At 64.2% G+C, this 17754-nt stretch carries 14 protein-coding genes and 2 pseudogenes; 5 read left to right on the top strand and 11 right to left on the bottom strand.

The annotated features are described in order from the left end of the window. Positions 1–43: 43 nt before the first annotated feature. The gene (gene polA, locus ABT053_RS03505) at positions 44–2773 is read right to left on the bottom strand and encodes a DNA polymerase I (RefSeq protein ID WP_350967245.1); all 2730 of its coding nucleotides are present in this window, start codon (positions 2771–2773) and stop codon (positions 44–46) included. 146 nt (positions 2774–2919) lie between these two features. Here polA and ABT053_RS03500 point away from each other — a divergent pair, with 146 nt between their 5' ends. Further along, positions 2920–3264, top strand: coding sequence for a PaaI family thioesterase (locus ABT053_RS03500; protein WP_350967528.1), 345 nt, complete (start codon positions 2920–2922; stop codon positions 3262–3264). Between the two features lie 440 nt (positions 3265–3704). On the opposite strand, the gene ABT053_RS03495 is transcribed toward ABT053_RS03500, so the two are convergent. Genes ABT053_RS03495 through ABT053_RS03485 form a run of 3 tightly spaced genes read right to left on the bottom strand, consistent with a single transcriptional unit; the run spans position 3705 to position 6199 of the window. Continuing rightward, positions 3705–4484 (bottom strand): amino acid ABC transporter ATP-binding protein, encoded by a 780-nt coding sequence (locus ABT053_RS03495; RefSeq protein ID WP_350967243.1) that lies wholly within the window; start codon positions 4482–4484, stop codon positions 3705–3707. Between the two features lie 29 nt (positions 4485–4513). Beyond that, positions 4514–5362 (bottom strand): amino acid ABC transporter permease, encoded by an 849-nt coding sequence (locus ABT053_RS03490; RefSeq protein WP_350967241.1) that lies wholly within the window; start codon positions 5360–5362, stop codon positions 4514–4516. A gap of 3 nt (positions 5363–5365) precedes the next feature. Continuing rightward, positions 5366–6199, bottom strand: coding sequence for an ABC transporter substrate-binding protein (locus tag ABT053_RS03485; protein WP_350967239.1), 834 nt, complete (start codon positions 6197–6199; stop codon positions 5366–5368). 387 nt (positions 6200–6586) lie between these two features. On the opposite strand from ABT053_RS03485, the gene ABT053_RS03480 reads away from it, so the two are divergent. After that, positions 6587–7174 carry a DUF4352 domain-containing protein gene (locus tag ABT053_RS03480; protein ID WP_350967238.1) on the top strand — a complete coding sequence of 196 codons (588 nt, stop codon included), beginning with the start codon at positions 6587–6589 and terminating at the stop codon, positions 7172–7174. Between the two features lie 155 nt (positions 7175–7329). Here the strand turns inward: ABT053_RS03480 and ABT053_RS03475 are convergent. Beyond that, positions 7330–8351: pseudogene (locus ABT053_RS03475) on the bottom strand (IS5 family transposase). 117 nt (positions 8352–8468) lie between these two features. On the opposite strand from ABT053_RS03475, the pseudogene ABT053_RS03470 reads away from it, so the two are divergent. Further along, positions 8469–9557, top strand: a pseudogene (locus ABT053_RS03470) (IS630 family transposase). A 185-nt stretch (positions 9558–9742) separates the two neighbouring features. Here the strand turns inward: ABT053_RS03470 and ABT053_RS03465 are convergent. Both ABT053_RS03465 and ABT053_RS03460 read right to left on the bottom strand, forming a co-directional pair. Then, positions 9743–11557: an ABC transporter ATP-binding protein gene (locus ABT053_RS03465; RefSeq protein ID WP_350967237.1), complete on the bottom strand. Its 1815-nt coding sequence runs from the start codon at positions 11555–11557 to the stop codon at positions 9743–9745. 64 nt (positions 11558–11621) lie between these two features. Next, positions 11622–12179 (bottom strand): MauE/DoxX family redox-associated membrane protein, encoded by a 558-nt coding sequence (locus ABT053_RS03460; protein ID WP_350967236.1) that lies wholly within the window; start codon positions 12177–12179, stop codon positions 11622–11624. Positions 12180–12648: 469 nt separating this feature from the next. Here ABT053_RS03460 and ABT053_RS03455 point away from each other — a divergent pair, with 469 nt between their 5' ends. After that, a complete protein-coding gene (locus ABT053_RS03455) occupies positions 12649–13191 on the top strand; it encodes a TlpA disulfide reductase family protein (protein WP_350967235.1) in 543 nt (180 codons plus the stop codon). Positions 13192–13488: 297 nt separating this feature from the next. After that, positions 13489–13932 (top strand): S26 family signal peptidase, encoded by a 444-nt coding sequence (locus ABT053_RS03450; protein ID WP_350967233.1) that lies wholly within the window; start codon positions 13489–13491, stop codon positions 13930–13932. A gap of 184 nt (positions 13933–14116) precedes the next feature. Here ABT053_RS03450 and ABT053_RS03445 read toward each other — a convergent pair whose 3' ends face one another. Genes ABT053_RS03445 through ABT053_RS03430 form a run of 4 tightly spaced genes read right to left on the bottom strand, consistent with a single transcriptional unit; the run spans position 14117 to position 17703 of the window. Continuing rightward, on the bottom strand, positions 14117–14830 hold the full coding sequence (locus ABT053_RS03445; protein ID WP_350967232.1) for an ABC transporter ATP-binding protein: 714 nt from the start codon (positions 14828–14830) through the stop codon (positions 14117–14119). Next, positions 14820–15602, bottom strand: coding sequence for an ABC transporter ATP-binding protein (locus ABT053_RS03440; RefSeq protein ID WP_350967231.1), 783 nt, complete (start codon positions 15600–15602; stop codon positions 14820–14822). Before ABT053_RS03440 ends, ABT053_RS03445 begins: the two co-directional genes overlap by 11 nt. Continuing rightward, the gene (locus ABT053_RS03435) at positions 15599–16729 is read right to left on the bottom strand and encodes a branched-chain amino acid ABC transporter permease (protein WP_350967230.1); all 1131 of its coding nucleotides are present in this window, start codon (positions 16727–16729) and stop codon (positions 15599–15601) included. The genes ABT053_RS03440 and ABT053_RS03435 overlap by 4 nt, the downstream gene beginning before the upstream one ends. Further along, the gene (locus tag ABT053_RS03430; protein ID WP_350967229.1) at positions 16726–17703 is read right to left on the bottom strand and encodes a branched-chain amino acid ABC transporter permease; all 978 of its coding nucleotides are present in this window, start codon (positions 17701–17703) and stop codon (positions 16726–16728) included. The genes ABT053_RS03435 and ABT053_RS03430 overlap by 4 nt, the downstream gene beginning before the upstream one ends. Positions 17704–17754 lie beyond the last annotated feature (51 nt).

Below are 17754 nucleotides of genomic sequence, written 5' to 3'. Positions count from 1 at the left end.
TCCCCTCGGGAGGCGCTCCGGAGAGCGCCCCCGAGGGTGGCCGTCAGTGCCCGGCGTCCTCCCAGGTGCGGCCGACGCCCACCGAGACGGCGAGCGGGACGCGCAGGGAGTACGCGGCGTTCATCCGGTCGGTGACGAGCTCCCGAAGGGTCTCCAGCTCACCGGGGGCCACCTCGAACACGAGCTCGTCGTGGACCTGCAGCAGCATCCGGGAGCCGAGGGCCGCCTCCTTGAGCGCGCTCTGCACGTTGAGCATGGCGACCTTGATGATGTCGGCCGCCGACCCCTGGATGGGCGCGTTGAGCGCCATCCGCTCGGCGATCTCGCGGCGCTGGCGGTTGTCGCTGTTGAGGTCGGGCAGGTAACGGCGGCGGCCGAGGATGGTCTCGGTGTAGCCGTCGTTCCTCGCCTGGGCGACGATCGCGTTGAGGAAGTCGCGGACGCCGCCGAACTCCTCGAAGTACTCCTCCTTGAGCGCCCGCGCCTCGGAGACCGGGATGTTGAGCTGCTCCGACAGCCCGAAGTCGGACAGGCCGTAGGCGAGGCCGTAGTTCATCGCCTTGATCTTGGCCCGCATCTCCCCGGTGACCTTCTCCGGCTCGACGTCGAAGACCCGGGCCGCGGTGGCCATGTGGAAGTCGTGCCCGGACTCGAACGACGCGATGAGCGCCTCGTCCCCGGACAGGTGGGCCATGACACGCAGCTCGATCTGGCTGTAGTCGGCGGTGAGCAGGGTCTCGTAGCCCTTGCCGACCACGAAGCCCTGCCGGATGCGGCGGCCCTCGGCGGTGCGGATCGGGATGTTCTGCAGGTTGGGCTTCTCCGAGCTGAGCCGCCCGGTGACCGCGATGATCTGGTTGAACGTGGTGTGGATGCGGCCGTCGTCGGCGATCTCCTTGATCAGGCCCTCGACCGTGACCTTCAGCTTGGCCTGGTCGCGGTGACGCAGCATGATCGTCGGCAGCTCGTGCTCGGTCTGGGCGGCGAGCCAGGCCAGCGCGGAGGCGTCGGTGGTGTAGCCCGTCTTGGTCTTCTTCGTCTTGGGCAGGTTGAGCTTGACGAAGAGGATCTCCTGGAGCTGCTTGGGCGAGCCCAGGTTGAACTGCTCGCCGCCCACGGAGGCGTGGGCCGCCTCGACGGCCTGCTTCACCGCGGCGCCGAACTCGGCCTCCAGGGCGCCGAGGTGCTCCCGGTCGGCGGCGATTCCGGCCCGCTCCAGCTCGGCGAGCACGGTGACGAGCGGCAGCTCCACGTCGCGCATGAGGTGGGTGCCCCCCAGCGGCTCCAGGAACGCCTCCAGCGCGTCGGCGAGCTCGCCGACCGCCAGCGCCCGCAGGGCGAGGTCGCGGGCGCCGTCGTCGTCCTCGGCGTCGAAGAGGCTGGCCTGGCCGCCGTTGTCGGCCTCGCTGCGCAGCTCGCGCCGCAGATAGACCCGCACGAGGTCCTCCAGCGGGAACGAGCGCTGCCCCGGCATCGCCAGGTAGGCGGCGAGCGCGGTGTCGCAGGTGAGGCCGCGCAGCTCCATGCCCTGCGCCCACAGCGCGAGCATCGGGCCCTTGGCGTCGTGCACGGCCTTGGGCTTCGAGGCGTCGGCGAGCCACTCGCGCAGGGCCGCCTCGTCGGACTCGGTGAGCGTGGTCGGGTCGATGAACGCGGCGCCGGGGCCGCCCTTCGCACCGGCCTCCGCTCCCGCTCCCGCCCCGGCCGCCGCGATCGCGATGCTGTCGACGCGGCCGGTGCCGCTGCCGTACGCGCCCTTGAAGGCGAGGCCCGCGCGGCCCTCGGGCAGCGCGCGCAGCCACGGGCCCACCTCGTCGGGGCCCAGGGTGACGGCCTCGACCTCGAAGCCCTCCTCCGCCTCCGCCTCGGCCGAGCCGATCGTCTTGAAAAGCCGGTCGCGGATCTCGCCGCGGAACTCCAGCGTGTCGAGGATCTTGTTGATCTCCTCGCGGTCGGGCGCGCCGATCTCCAGGGCGGCGACCTCGCGCTCCAGCGGCACGTCGCGGATCAGCTGGGTGAGCCGCCGGTTCATCAGGACCTGGTCGAGGTGGTCGCGGAGCTTGTCGCCGACCTTGCCCTTGACCTCGTCGACGCGGTTGACCAGCTCCTCCAGCGAGCCGAACTCGCGGATCCACTTGGCGGCGGTCTTCTCGCCCACGCCGGGGATGTTCTTCAGGTTGTCGCTGGAGTCGCCGCGGATGGCCGCGAAGTCGGGATACTGGGCCGGGGTGAGCTCGTACTTCTCCAGCACGGCCTCGGGGGTGAACCGGGTCATGTTGCTGATGCCGACGCGGGTCATCAGCACGGTGACCCGCTCGTCGACGAGCTGCAGCGCGTCGCGGTCGCCGGTGACGACCAGCACGTTCATGTCCTGCTCGGCGGCGCGGGTGGCGAGGGTGGCTATCAGGTCGTCGGCCTCGTATCCGGCCAGCGACAGGTGCGGCACGCGCAACGCGTCGAGCACCTCGTGGATCAGGCTCATCTGGCTGCGGAAACTGTCGGGGCTCGCGCTCCGGTTCGCCTTGTAGTCGGCGTACTCCTCGTGGCGGAACGTGGGCTCGGAGCGGTCGAAGCAGACCGCCACGTGGGTCGGCCGCTCGTCGCGGAGCACGTTGACCAGCATCGAGGTGAAACCGTAGACCGCGTTGGTCGTCTGCCCCGTGGTGGTGGAGAAATTCTCCTCCGGCAGGGCATAGAACGCCCGATAGGCCAGTGAATGCCCATCCAGCAGCAGGAGACACGGACGAGTGGGGGTCGCTTCGCTCTTCGGCACACCGAAAGCCTAGTCTCCTGGTGCGACAGAAAACCTGGCCTCGTACGACAGGAGACGCCCCCTTGACCGTGACAGACCGCGACGAAGCCGCCCGGCGCATCGAAGAGGCGCTCGGCGCATCGCACAGGAACACGCTGGTGGAACGGATGGGCATCGAGATCACCGAGGCCACCGCGGAACGCGTGGTCGGCACGATGCCGGTCGAGGGCAACATCCAACCCTACGGCCTGCTGCACGGCGGCGCCTCGTGCGTGCTGGCGGAGACCCTGGGCTCGACGGGCGCGGCGATCCACGCGGGCCCCGGCCGGATCGCCATGGGCATCGAGATCAACGCCACCCACCACCGCTCGGCCACGTCCGGGCTGGTCACCGGGGTGGCCACCCGGATCCACGGCGGCCGTACGCTCGCCACCTACGACATCGAGATCGTCGACGAGCAGGGCCGCCGGGTGTGCACCTCGCGCCTCACGTGCATGCTGCGCGACGCCTGACCGCCCCGGTCACCCCCCGATCACGTCTGCCGATCGTCCGATCACATCTCGTCCTCGATCATATTCGGACCGCCTTTTTGCCCTCTCGGCGCGACGAGTCCGCTACCGTGGGTGACGGCGATGCCCGCGGGGAGGCCGAGTAGAAAACGTACGGGGTCGGGGAAGCTCCGTATGGCGCCAAAGGCCTCCCCCGGGCTCGCCCCGTTCCGGCGACCGGGTTCTCCCCGTCCGACTGTCCGACGACGCCCGTGGCGACGACGCTCGCGGGGCCCGCGGGCGGCGCGGGATCCGTTCCCGCCCTCTCCCGCTTCTCCCCCTCTGCTTCCCGGCGTCCCCGCCCACGCTCCGGCTCCGTGATGCGCGTACGGCCCGCGCCGGGTGGGCGCGGGCCGTACGTGGCAAAGTCTGCGGAACCGGCGGAACCGTCGTAAGTCCGAGGTTCAGATGTCGGTGTGCGTCGGGTCGAGCACGCGGCGCAGGAAGGTCTTCGTCCGCTCGTGCTGCGGAGCGCTGATCACCTGTTCCGGGGTGCCGTCCTCCACGATCACGCCGCCGTCCATGAACACGACCCGGTCGGCCACGTCGCGGGCGAACGCCATCTCGTGGGTGACCACGAGCATGGTCATCCCCTCCTCGGCGAGCTTGCGCATGACCGTGAGCACGTCGCCGACGAGCTCGGGGTCGAGCGCCGAGGTGGGCTCGTCGAAGAGCATCAGCGCCGGGCTCATCGCCAGGGCCCTGGCGATGGCCACGCGCTGCTGCTGCCCGCCGGAGAGCTGGGCGGGGAAGGCGTCGCACTTCTCTCCGATGCCGACCTTGTCCAGGTTCTCCCTGGCGATCCGCTCGGCCTCCGCCTTGCCCCGCTTCAGCACCCGGCGCTGCGAGATCATCACGTTCTGCAGGACGGTCATGTGCGGGAAGAGGTTGAACTGCTGGAAGACCATGCCGACGCCGCGGCGGGCGGCGTCGATGTCGACGTCGCGGTGGGTCAGCTCCACGCCGTTGACGACGACCTTGCCCGACGTGGGCTGCTCCAGCAGGTTCACGCAGCGCAGCAGCGTGGACTTGCCCGACCCCGAGGGGCCGATGACGCAGACCACCTGGCCGGGGTCGACGGCGAAGTCGATGCCCCGCAGGACCTCGTTCTTGCCGAAGTACTTGTGCAGGTCACGGATCTCGACCGCGTGGGTCGCCGGGGCCGCCGGAGCGTCCGGAGGCACCGGGTTCGCTGGATTCGCTGGATTCACTGTCACCGTCCCCTCACCTGTCGCCCTTCCAGCCGGGACGCGAGGTAACCCAGCGGGATCGTGACCAGTAGATACGTCACACCTACGACCAGGATGGGCGTGGCGTTGGCGAAGGTCGAGGCCGTGTCGTTGCCGAACTTCGTGAGCTCGACGTAGTCACCGGAGACGCCGAGGAACAACACCAGCGAGGAGTCCTTGAGAAGGGACACGAACTGGTTGGTCGTCGGCGGGATGACGATGCGCAGAGCCTGCGGGATGACGATGCTGACCATGGCCCGTGTGTACGACATGCCCAGCGAACGCGCCGCCTCCATCTGCCCCTTGGGCACCGCCTGGAGCCCGGCGCGGAGCGTCTCGGCCATGTAGGCCGAGCCGACGATCGCCAGGCCCAGGATGCCCTGCCCGTACGTGCCTCCCGGCACCTCGAAGCCCGAGAGGGCCAGCGGCAGGAACAGGATGAGCAGGAAGATCAGCAGCGCGGGCAGGCCCCGGAAGATCTCGATGTAGACGACCGCGATCCACCGGTAGGGCCGCACGGACGACATCCGCATCAGAGCGAAGAGCAGGCCGAACAGGAAGGCGAAGACGAAGCCGCCGACCGAGTAGATGATCGTGTTCTTCAGCGCGACCGTGAACAGCTCGGGAAGCATCTGCTCGGCGATGTCGAGCCTGGTGAAGTTCTTCCCGAGATCGACCCAGTTGATGTTCAGGGCCAGGAAGACGACCACGGCGACCAGTACGACGTACTGGACGCCGCGACTGATCTGCTGTTTCTTGCGGGGACTGAGCCCACTCCCGCCGGGGGCGCCCCCGGCGGGAGTGGGCTCTGCCGTCGTCGGCTGGTCGGTCATCGATTAGCCGAGCTCGCCGGGCTTCTTACCGAACCACTTGACGAAGATCTGCTCGTAGGTGCCGTCGGCCTTGGCCTCGGTGATCGAGTCGTTGATCGCCTTGAGCAGGATCGGGTCGGCGCCCTTCTTGAGGCCGACGCCGTACTGCTCGCCGGTGTCGAGGCTGGCGGCCAGCTCGAACTTGTCGGCGATCTCGGGCTTCTTCAGCCAGGTCAGGACGACCGGGAGGTCCTGGACGATCACGTCGACCTGGCCGGACTGCAGGCCGAGCAGCTCCTTGGGAGAGTCGGCGAACTCCTTGGGGTCGAGACCCTTCTCCTTGACGTAGTCGAGGCCCGTGGTGGAGGCCTGGGCGCCGAGCTTGAGGCCCTTCGCCTTCACCTCGTCGAGGGTCTTGACGCCGCTGCCCTTCTTGGCCAGCAGAGCCTGCGTGGCGTCGAAGTAGGGCTCGGAGAAGTCGATGTTGGCCTTGCGCTCCTCGGTGATCGTCATGCCGGCGGCGGCGACGTCACACTTGTTGGTGGCCATCGCCGCGCCGCTCTTGATGATGGCGAAGTCGATGTCGACGATCTCCTGCGTCAGCCCGAGCTTCTTGGCGGCCAGGTCGACGATGTCCACGTCGAAGCCGACGACCTTGTCGCCGTCCTTGAACTGGAAGGGCTCGTACGGAAGGTTCGTGCAGGTCGTCAGCTTGCCGGGAGTGACGAGCTTGGGACCGGCCGCAGCCGCGGGAGCGCTTGCCGAGGCACCATCGCTCGGACTGGCGGAGGTGGACTCGCCACCACCGCAGGCCGAAAGGCCGAGCGCACCGGCGACGACCATGGCGCCCACCGCCATCGCACGACGGGAAACAAAACTCAGGCCCACGAAGGCCTCCTTACGGTCAATGTCGCTTCTTGTATGGATACCTCAGTGGAGGTCATGCTTCATCACCTGCATAATCATGCAGATCACCAGTACGACACAATTCGGACAACAACCGCATCGGGAGCCTCCTGCGTTCGATAGTCCTTCCCGGCGCGGGTGGGGACGCGACGCCTGCGGGGTCAGCCATCCCATGGCCTGCGACTACGCGGGATCCCGCTTGCCGCAAGCGGGGCGGGGTTGATGCCGAGCTCATACCTGGGCGGACCCGCACACTTCGGAAAACCATGCCCGCCCCGCCCTCTCGGGATCTTGGAAGCATATTGAACCAGCGCCTCCGCCTCGGCTACGTTGCCTAACGTGCGCAAAATCCGGATTATGCTCCCCGGCGCCGCTCTCGCTTGCGCCATCCTCACCAGTTGCACCGGGGCCGGGACCGGACCCGCGGCAGCCACCTCCCCTCCGGCAACCCCGCTGCCCCCTTACAGTCTGACACCCCGTTCCGTACGCGACTTCGAGGTCCCGCTCAAGCAGGCGGTCGCCGCGGTCGGCAAACTTAAAATCACCCCGATTGGGCTACGCACCGGCATGTGCTGTGTAGTGGGCACTCACGCCGAATGGCCAGCTAAGGGCCAGTACGTCTACGTCCGGGTTCAGATCCAGAACGCTGACCGCGACCGACAGGAGTTCGACGGGACAGCTCAGTTCCTTCTCACCGCAGACGGCCAGGCCCACAAGATCGACATCAACGCGATGAATGTCAAACGCCAGGGCTTCAAGATCTCCATGGGGGCGGGCAACGTGCTCGAGATGGACCTGATCTACGACATTCCCAAGGAGACGGCCGTCAAGGCGATCCGCTTCACTGGCACGGTCACCAGCGCGGTCGGCGGCCTCAAGATGGACACCCAGCAGCGAGACATTCCATTGCCTCCGTCCTCCCGATGAGGTAAGCACCGATGGCGGGACAGCGCGCAGCGCGCCCTGCTCCGTTGGGGCAGTGGCGGTCAGTCTCTGGATCAGTCCGCGAACCGATATGCGTACCTGATGGCGGCGCATGCCATCCCGGTGTACCGCCGCCTAGGAGCTGTTCGGGGTTTGGATCATGTGGGTGAGGTGAGGAGTTTCAGCCACATGATCGAGCCGCGCAGGTGGAGTCCGGCCTCGTAGCTTTCCGGGGTTTTGTCGTAGCGGGTGGCTAACCCGCGCCAGGTCTTGATCTTCTGGAAGCAGCGTTCGACGGTGTTGCGCTGCCGGTAAAGGTCCGGGTCGAAACCGACGGGCCGCCCGCCAGCCGAGCCTTTCCTCTTCCGATTGGCCTGCTGGTCGTTCTTTTCCGGAATGACCGCGGTGATCCGGCGTCGGCGCAGGTAGACGCGGTTGCCCTTGGAGGAGTAGGCCTTGTCGGCGGCCACCGCGGCCGGGCGGGTACGCGGCCGGCCGACCCGGCCGGGGACGCGGATCTTGTCCAGGACGGTGACGAAGTGCGGGCAGTCGGCTGCCTGCCCAGGCGTGAGCACGAAAGCGAGCGGCCGCCCGGCCGCGTCGACCACGGCATGGACCTTGCTGCTCAGCCCGCCCCGGGATCGGCCGAGCCCGGCAGCCGCCGCGCGGGCCCTTCGGCGTCGCCGCGTAGCGGCACGATCCGGCGCGGACGACGTGTCCGCGTTGTCCGCGCTGGGTGTGACCTGCGATGCATCACTCGCAGCACCGGTGGCTGCTCCGCCAGCGGAGCCCCCTTTTCCTCGGTCAGCGCCTGTTCCAGCGCATCCAGAGTCTCCCCGGCCACCGCCAGCCCGGCCGACTCCTGATGCGCCCGCACGATTGTTGAGTCCACGCTGACCACCTCCAGCCCGACCTGCCCGCGCGAAGCGGCCTCGGCGATCAGCGCCTCCATCAACCCCTGAAACACCCCGGCTTTAGCCCAGCCGTTGAACCGGGAGTAGAGGGTGGACCACGGCCCATACCGTTCCGGCACGTCACGCCAGCCCGACCCGGTGCGAAACCGCCACAAGATCCCGTTGAACTGATCACGCACCCGCCGAGGAAGCGGCCCAGTAGCCGCCACCGGCAGATACGGCTCGATCAACGCCCACTCGGCATCCGTCACATCAAAGCGCGCCACCTCCGAGTTCTACCAGCCACAACCAGCCCACCACCCGGGCCTCACATAGATCCGAACCTCAAACAGCTCCTAGTGCACCGCGTCTAAAGTTCGTCGGCTAAGTCTGGAATGGGCTGCATGGCGCGGACGGGACGGCCCAAGACTCCGGTGACGCTTTCCGCTGATGAGCGTGCCACGTTGGAACGTTGGACCCTGCGTGCGAAGTCCTCACAAGTCCTGGCGATGCGGTCGAAGATCGTGCTGGCGTGTGCGGACGGTCTGGACAACATCGAGATCGCCGCCGCCCTGCGGATCCACCGCGACACGGTCTCCGAATGGCGGCGGCGGTTCGTCTGGCTCCGACGGAGGGGCTGATGGACGAGCAGCGCCCCGGCCGCCCGCCCTCAGTCACCTTGGATCAGGTCGAGCAGGTGGTGGTGACGACCTTGGAGCAAGTGCCGAAGAACGCCACCCACTGGTCGAGGACCTCGATGGCCGCCCGCAGCGGACTGTCGAAGTCCACGATCGGGCGGATCTGGCGCGACTTCAGCCTCAAACCCCACCAGGCCGGCACTTTTAAGCTATCGACCGATCCGCTGTTCGTGGAGAAGATCGTCGACGTTGTGGGGCTGTATCACAACCCGCCCGAGCGGGCCGTGGTGTTGTGCGTGGACAAGAAGTCCCAGATCCAGGCCCTGGACCGCTCACAGCCGGTGCTGCCGATGATGCCGGGCATGCCCGAGCGGCGCACCCATGACTATCCGCAACGGGATCACCAGCCTGTTCGCCGACTTCAACGTCGCCGACGGCACCGTCATCGGTGAACTGCACCGCCGGCACCGCGCCGCCGAGTTCAAGAAGTTCCTGATCACGATCGACAAGAGCGTCCCCGCGGACCTGGACGTCCACCTGATCTGCGACAACTACGGCACCCACAAGACCCCGACGATCAAAGCATGGCTGGCCCGCCATCCCCGCTTCCACCTACACTTCACCCCGGCCGGCTCCTCCTGGATCAACCAGGTCGAGCGCTGGTTCGGCTTCCTGACCGACCAGATGATCCGGCGCGGAGTGCACAAAAGCGTGCAAGCCCTGGAGGCCGACACCCGCACCTGGATCGACGACTGGAACGATAACCCGCGCCCGTTTGTCTGGAAGAAGACCGCCGAGGAGATCCTCGAATCCTTAGCCAGATATTGCCGACGAATTTCTGACGTAGGACATTAGAGCCAATTGCCGCTTTGACCAGCGCAACACCATCGGAAGTTTGTCTACAGTATGATCACCCTCACCGCCAGGGCGATGAGGCAGGCCGAGGTCCTCATCTTCATGCTGTCCACCCCGGCGTACGTGGTGTGCCACGGCAAGATCCCGGCTCGAGGTAGAGACGAAGGCCAAGCCCCCTTCTTCCACTATGCGAGCCTGCCTTCGACGTGCGACTGGTACCCGGAAGCCTGCAGCTCGAACAGCCGAGCGTATTCCCCGGGGTTCGTCATCAGCGTGTCATGGTCGCCGCATTCCAGGATCCGTCCGCCAGACAGGACAATGATGAGATCGGCGTCACGCACGGCGCCAAGCCGATGGGAGATGAGCACACTCGTCCGTCCGGCACGGTGCCTCTTGAGCGAGGTGTGGATCTCATGTTCCGCTTCGGCGTCGAGGCCCGCTGAAGGCTCATCGAGGATCATCAGGTCGGGCTGCTCACGAAGAAAAGCGCGAGCCAGCGCGAGCCGCTGCCACTGCCCCTCGGATAGGATGACTCCAGTTTCGGGATTGACCTTGTCCGACTCCATGAAAAACATACGCGACAGCAATGTCTCATAGCCTCGAGGCAGGCTGGACAGTTTGTCATGAATTCCTGCTCGCTTCGCGGCCTCCCGGATCCGCCCAGTGTCCTCAATGGCATCCAAATCTCCGAGAATAATGTTCTCTTCGGCCGTCATATCATAGTGCATATAATCCTGGAATACCGCACCGATCCGGCTACGCAGATCGGCGACCGCGACGTGCCGAATATCAACGCCATCCCACAGGATTGCACCTCGGGTAGGATCATAGAAGCGACACAGCAGTTTGACCAGAGTGGATTTTCCGGCGCCGTTCACTCCGACTAAAGCAAGCGCCTTCCCATACGGGATGTGCAGACTGACCCCCCTCAGCACCCACGGGTGATCGTCGGAGTAGCGAAACCACACATCGCGCAGCTCAATGCCTCGGCGAATCATGGGTAACGATCGTACCGCCTCAGCAATCTCCAGGTCGGGGCCCCCGGTGGTCACCGCGAGATAATGGTCGAGCATCAACAACGCCTGATGAGTGCGAGCGATCTCGCCTGCCATGAGAGCTAATGCTCCTTGGACACCCACCACCGCAGCGATAAAGATCGTGATATCACCGACCGAAAGCCGTCCCGCGAACGCGGCACTGACCGCCCACAGCAATCCCCCCGCGGACGTCATCGCCGCCAACAGTCCGATCCCTGTCTGAAGGAAGAACTCCCGCTTGTCGATACCTCGCTTCGCGGCATTGGTCGCACGTCGTTCAGTCAGCATACGTTCACGTAGGAAAGCTCCTACACCGAACAGGCGCACTTCCTTGGCAGCCTCCACACTGGACAGTAACTGGCTGTAGAAGATTTCCCGCCGTTCGGCCGGGCCAGTCTCCCAGAACATTCGAGCCCGTCGCCTTGACAACGTGATCTCAGCGATCAGCGTTGGCACCCCTGCCAACAACACAAGCGCAGCCATGAAGGGATTAAGCAGCAATAGCGAACCGAGAAACCCTGCCACGGTGACAACTGACCGGCCAAATCCAAGCATGCCATCGACGACCTGGTTGGGCATTACACCGCCTGCCTGCTGCGCCAACCTCAACCGGTCCAAAAAATACGGGTTCTCGAACCGCCCCAGCCCTATGAAGCCACCCACCGCAGTAAACAGTCTGTCCTGTGCCAGTAGTCCGACCTGGCGCCCCATCTCCGCGCGAAGATACTGCGTGATCTGCGGCACAGTGGTGGCGAGCACACCAGCCACCCCTAAACCAGCCATAGGCAGGATGATCACACTGAAACTGGCGCCAGCCGTCAAGGCGTCGATGAGCATCTTGGTGAACCAAGCACTTACAACGGGAATGACACCGCCGGCGAGGCTGACGGTTACGTAAAACAGCATCGACCTGGGCGCAGCCTCTACGGCCAGCAGAAAGGCAGGAAGGATTCTCCTGATCACGGCCGAGGCCCGCCCCCCTCTTCTCATGCTCCCATCCCGGCCGACCTCAGCACGTTCGTGTGTCTCATCGAACACTGTGGACGCTATCCAAACTTTCATCGACGGGGCGGAACAGCATCACGATGTCGTCGAACATGATGACCAGTCCTCCCATCACCAGGCCTCCAGCAACCGCCACTGCCGCCGTCCACCCCTGAGCGGGAGCCATGAGCATCGTGGTTACGGCACCAACCGTGGCGGCGCTCACGAGAACAACATTCCGCAGAACGTGCCGCAGGCCAAGCGGAGCGGTCGACCTACCGAAACATTGACAGGAGGCACGCACGCCTCGGCGGATCACTGAAAGGATGCCCACACCAAAAACCGTGAGCATAATCGCCGCGGCCACGAACCCCGTCACAGCTGTCAACGGCGTCGGTACTGCGAGTAACAGAAAGACGGCACATTCGGTGACCACTACGATCACAGCGGCCGTCTTAACCAGCACCGCCGGCAGCAAACGCATGTCACCAATCGAATCCACGAAGGCCTCGAACGCCGCACGACTCACCACTTTACTGATGAACGAGGCAAGGAACACCACCCCGATCAAGCAGCGGGCTCCCACCGCCAAGTACTCCACAAACCGCCTCCTCACATAGTCGTACGACAGGAAACCGAAGCTCCAAGGTCGCACAGACCATCAGAACCCGCCACATACCCGAAGCGCAAGTCGCACGGTGACATACATGTTGCCCTGCCCCACTCAAGCAATATCATCGTGAATCCCTACATTCCAGTAGGGAAATAGGTACCCCCAGAAGGAGCGCTGAATCCACTGGCGACTCGCCTAACCATACCCGCGGAGCTAGAGAGATTACCCCTACAACAACCACAATAAACACTCGCCTCAATCGTTACAGAAAGACAATGCATTGGAACGCAGGGTAGTGACAGGTCAACCAAAATGCCTATACATGAGAAAATTCTACAAGTCAATAGCTTGACTTGCAATTCCCTCTTTATGTATCGTGATCATCGACGCCTTTGAAGTTTTCGATTTTTCTGAATATTAAAATAATCCAGTCATACCGAAAGGGGTGTCTATTAAATTGGAAATCTATACCGCCTTCACGATTCTTTCTGCCGTGCTTATCGCACTGAACACGTTCTTCACACTAGGCGTGGCCCGCAAACTGGAAATGCACTCCAAGCTCCTAAGAGAGATAGCCACGCACGGAAATCGTGCCTCCAAATCTCTTCAAGCCGGCGACAAGGTACGGGGCTTTTCCATAAGCACCCCGGACGGCAGGAAGCTCGAATCGGACAATCTCCAGGACGAAACGATCATCGCCTTTTTCTCACCAAAATGCCCTCCATGCGTCGAAGCCGTCCCAGAACTGGTCGACTACGTCAAAAAGACGCAAAAAGAGCGCACATCGGTGATCTCAGTCCTCATAGGAAGTTCTCCTCTTGAAGGCAAGGAGATGGCTGGCCAGCTTTCGCCCTTTAGCGATGTGATCTCGGGCCCCAACAGCAAAGAGATCGCAGATGCGTTCGAAGTCGATTCCATGCCGGCAATTTTCACAGTCAACGGATCGGGATTCGTCAAGGTAGCCGCTCGATCAGCCGCCGACCTTCCCGTTACCGCATAGTCGTGATCACAAGTCGCGAAGGAGGTGAAAAAATGACCAACGTCACGAGATTCATCAAGAACAACCTTATCGCCTACCTGATTCCTCAGGAGTCGGCGAAGGCTTACTGGGCGGGGAAGTGTTACTGCCTCGACAACAACCAGTACAACAACTGGTGTCGTCGCGTCGGCAACGACGTTCTTTGTGACTGCGCATTCTACTGCGGTCAGTGCTGCACGTCATAATTTGATAAAGAGAATGACCACTGGGCTGTCGGCTATCGTGCCGGCAGCCCAGCTGCACGGGAGGTGAGCTGCCATGGAAGTCGCCCTCGGAGTCGTCACGTTCTTTCTGGGGCTATTTGTGGTGGTGCGCGCCAACTTTATTCTTGTGACAATAGACGGGTCCAGCATGGAGCCTCATCTAAGAAACGGGCAAAAAGTTCTCGTCAGCCGAATCCATCGACGGTGGATTCAGCGAGGAACCTGCGTACTTCTGGACACCTCAAAGCTGTCGGCTCGGGTAAGAAGAGCAACGGGCGGCGTCCGCATGGTGAAGCGAGTGGCCGCGATCCCGGGCGAAAATGTCCCCGAGCATCTTGTCGAGCAGATCGCCTCGCAACTCTGCCCTGTAGTTCCCATGGAGCAGTTTTTCCTACTGGGCGACAATCGTAACCGTAGCTATGATTCCCGAGACATGGGATACGTTCCCAGAGCCAGCATCGTAGGAGTTATCGTCCACACCCTCATGAGTGATATATAGACGAAGGAGCCGATGTCGATCTCACCGGCCGGAGATCATAGCCGTGATATGAACGATGACGCATCCGGCTAACAGCGAGGTAGATCAGCCGGATGCCTGACCTTGATAACCGTGCTGTCTGGCATCACAAATCAAGGCCCAGCAAAAAGAGGCCCAGCCACCGGCTGGACCTCTTGGACACTACTCAGTGCTCCAGCCCGGCCCCTAGGTAGGCGGCCTGGACGGCGGGGTCGTCCAGCAGGTCCGACGCCGGAGCGCTCTTCACGATTCTTCCCGTCTCCAGGATGTACGCGCGATGCGCGACCTGTAGCGCCTGGGTGGCGTTCTGCTCGATCAGCAACACCGTCGTACCGCGCCGGTTGATCTCCTCGATGATCGAGAAGATCTGCGCGACCAGCATGGGCGCCAGGCCCATCGACGGCTCGTCCAGCAGCAGCACCTTGGGCTTGCTCATCAGCGCCCGCCCCATGGCGACCATCTGCTGCTCACCGCCCGACATGGTGCCGCCCATCTGCGTCTTACGCTCGGCCAGGCGGGGGAAGAGCTCGTAGACCTCGTCGAGGTCCTTGCTCAGGTCACCCTTGCGAGCGTAGGCGCCCATGAGCAGATTCTCGTGCACCGTCATGCCGGGGAACACCCCGCGCCCTTCGGGAGACTGCCCGATCCCCGCGATCACCCTTTTGTAGCCGGGCATCTTGGTGATGTCCTGGCCGTCGAAGGTGATCGACCCGGACGTCAGGCCACGCAGCCCGGAGATCGTCCGCAGGGTCGTCGTCTTGCCGGCGCCGTTGGCGCCGATGAGCGTGACGATCTCTCCCTCGGCCACTTCTAGAGACACGCCCTTGAGCGCCTGAATCTTTCCGTAATGGACGTTGATGTCATTGACTTCAAGAAGCATCTGCGGGAACTCCCAAGTACGCCTCGATGACCTTGGGATTCCGCTGCACGTCGGCAGGGAGCCCCTCAGCGATCTTCTGTCCGAAGTCGACCACCGCGACCCGGTCGCTGATACCCATCACCAAGCTCATGTCGTGCTCGATGAGCAGGACGGTACGGCCGGAATCACGGATCCTGCGGATCAGGCCCTGCAGCTCGACCTTCTCGTTGGGGTTCATGCCCGCCGCCGGTTCGTCGAGCAGCAGCAGCTTGGGGTTGGTCGCCAGCGCCCGGGCGATCTCCAGACGACGCTGGTCACCGTACGGGAGGTTCTTTGCCACTTCCCGTGAACGGCCGGAGATGCCGACGAAGTCGAGGAGTTCCTCGGCCAGCGCGTGACCTTCGCGCTCCTCGCGCCGGTGCAGCGGCAGTCCTAGACCCGCACTGATCATGCCTGTCCGGTGGTGCGCGTCGGCGCCCACCAGCACGTTCTCGATCGCCGTCATGTTATGGAAAAGCCGGATGTTCTGGAAGGTCCTGGCGATGCCACGCTTGGTAATCTTGAAACGCTTCATGCCGTCGATCCGGTCGCCGTCGAAGTGGATCTCGCCGCGCGTCGGCCGGTAGACACCGGTGATCACGTTGAACACCGTGGTCTTGCCCGCGCCGTTCGGTCCAATCAGCGCGAAGATCTCTCCCTCGCGCACGTCCAGCTCCACCTCACGCAGAGCGGTCACACCACCGAACTGCATGAGCACCTTGTCCAGGCGCAGAAGCTCCCTGGGCTCGCTCATTTCGCCACCTCCGCGGCCTCGACGCTGTCCGGGCCACCGACTTCGGCTCCCAGACTGCCCATACCGCCCGTTCCGTCTTTCAGCTCGGCCTTACGCCGCCTCGACGGCAACAGGCCCTCCGGCCGGAAAACCATCATCGCGACCAGGACGGCGCCGAAGACCATGATGCGGTACTCCTCGAAACCGCGGAACCGCTCCGGCAGCCAGGCCACCATGAACGCGCCGAGCATGACACCCGGAATGTTTCCGGAACCTCCGAGCACCACCGCCGCCAGGATCGTCGCCGACAACATGAACGGGAAGTCCTGCGGCACGATCGAGACGGTCTTGCCCGCCCAGAACACACCGGTGGCCCCGCCGATGGCCGCGCCGATCGCGAACGCGAGCAATTTGAACTTGTACGTCGGGACACCCATCACCTCGGCGGCGTCCTCGTCCTCACGGATGGCCGCCCACGCACGGCCCACCCGGCTGTTGTTCCACCGGACGGACAGGATGATGACGACCGCGCAGAGCAGCACGAGCAGGTAGTAGTACGGCTTCGAATCCAGCAGGCCGTACTTGAAGACCTCTTCGCCGAAGAAGAAGACGCCCTCGATGTTCGGCGGGTGCGGGATGCCGGCGATGCCGTTGGTGCCGCCGATCGCCTCGGTGTTCATCGCCGTGATACGGACGATCTCCCCGAAGCCCAGTGTGACGATCGCCAGATAGTCGCCGCGCAACCGCAGCGTGGGCGCGCCCAGGATGATCCCCGACACCGCCGCCATCAGCACGGCGATCGGCAGGATCACCCAGAAGTTCCAGCCGGACTCGGTGCCCAGATAGGCCAGGAAGTAGGCGCCGATCGCGTAGAACGCGACGAATCCCAGGTCCAGGAGACCCGCCTGACCGACCACGATGTTGAGGCCGAGCGCGAGCAGGACGTAGACGCCGATCGGGAAGAACAGCAGGCTCTGCCACTCCACATGCGGCGACATGAAACTCGCGACCGGGAGGGAGGGCAACGACAACGCGAGGACGAGCAGCGCGACGTAGACGATGGCGCGCTGCCAGCCGGACGCCTTGTACCACCACCAGTTGCGCACCGCGTCGAAAGGGCCGGAGACGGTCTGTCGGAGCTTGTTCATGCGCGTGCCACCTGAAGGGATTCACCGAGGATGCCGGTCGGGCGGAACAGAAGCACCAGGACCAAAATGACGAAAGCCACCACGTCAAGCCAGGCCGTGCCGAAGAAGGCGGCCCCGTAGTTCTCCACCAGCCCCAGCACGAAGCCGCCGAGCAGTGCTCCGCGGATGTTTCCGATGCCGCCGAGCACGGCGGCGGTGAAGGCCTTGATACCGAGCAGGAAGCCCACGTTGAACTTGGTGACCTCGTACTCGAGCAGGTACAGCATGCCCGCGATACCGGCCATCGCCCCACCGATGAGGAAGGTCAGACGGACGATCCTGTCGATGTTCACGCCCATCAGAACCGCGGTCTGGGGATCCTGGGCAGTCGCCCGGATACCACGCCCCATCTTCGTACGGTTCACCAGCAGGTCCAGCAGGATCATCATGACCACCGCGGCCAGGAAGACCAGCAGCTGGTCGTTGCGGACAACGACATCACCGATCGAGAAGGCCTCGTCGCGCGCCAGGAAGCGCTTGACGCCGACGATGTTCTTCCCCTGCCCCGGGCGGTCGAACAGCCACGGGATGACCACGAGCGCGAAGAACTCCATCAGGAACAGTGAGGCGCCGATGGCGGAGATCAGCGCCGCCAGCCGCGAGGAGCCACGCTTGCGAAGCGGCCGGTAGGCGATCTGCTCAAGGAGCACGGCTGCCCCGCCCGAGGCGGCCATGGACATCAACGCCATGAGGATCAACAGCCCGACGAGGCCGAGGCCGGTGGCCGGAGCGACGACTCCAAGACCGGTGAGCACGGCGAGCGAGGCCACCGTGCCAATCATGAAGATCTCAGAATGCGCGAAGTTAATCAGCCGCAGGACGCCGTAGACCATGGTGTAGCCAAGAGCGACCAGGCCGTAGATCGACCCCTTGATGAGGCCGTCGACCGTTTGAGGCCAGAACTGGGTGACCAGATTATGGAAGTTTTCGAACACGTTCGTCGCTTTCAGGAATGAGGAGTGGCCCTTGCTACGTGAGAGGCGGGG

It is taken from the genome of Streptosporangium sp. NPDC002524 (genome assembly GCF_040295985.1).
GTDB lineage: Bacteria > Actinomycetota > Actinomycetes > Streptosporangiales > Streptosporangiaceae > Streptosporangium.
Note: the sequence above shows the minus strand (reverse complement) of the source record. Positions and strands in the feature narration are given on the sequence as shown.

Excerpts from the sequence above, each read along its gene's own strand:
- ABT053_RS03485 (WP_350967239.1), bottom strand. The coding sequence starts at position 6,199 with ATGGCGGTGGGCGCCATGGTCGTCGCCGGTGCGCTCGGCCTTTCGGCC.
- ABT053_RS03445 (WP_350967232.1), bottom strand. The coding sequence starts at position 14,830 with ATGCTTCTTGAAGTCAATGACATCAACGTCCATTACGGAAAGATTCAG.
- ABT053_RS03440 (WP_350967231.1), bottom strand. The coding sequence starts at position 15,602 with ATGAGCGAGCCCAGGGAGCTTCTGCGCCTGGACAAGGTGCTCATGCAG.
- ABT053_RS03490 (WP_350967241.1), bottom strand. The coding sequence starts at position 5,362 with ATGACCGACCAGCCGACGACGGCAGAGCCCACTCCCGCCGGGGGCGCC.
- ABT053_RS03435 (WP_350967230.1), bottom strand. The coding sequence starts at position 16,729 with ATGAACAAGCTCCGACAGACCGTCTCCGGCCCTTTCGACGCGGTGCGC.
- ABT053_RS03450 (WP_350967233.1), top strand. The coding sequence starts at position 13,489 with ATGGAAGTCGCCCTCGGAGTCGTCACGTTCTTTCTGGGGCTATTTGTG.
- ABT053_RS03500 (WP_350967528.1), top strand. The coding sequence starts at position 2,920 with ATGGGCATCGAGATCACCGAGGCCACCGCGGAACGCGTGGTCGGCACG.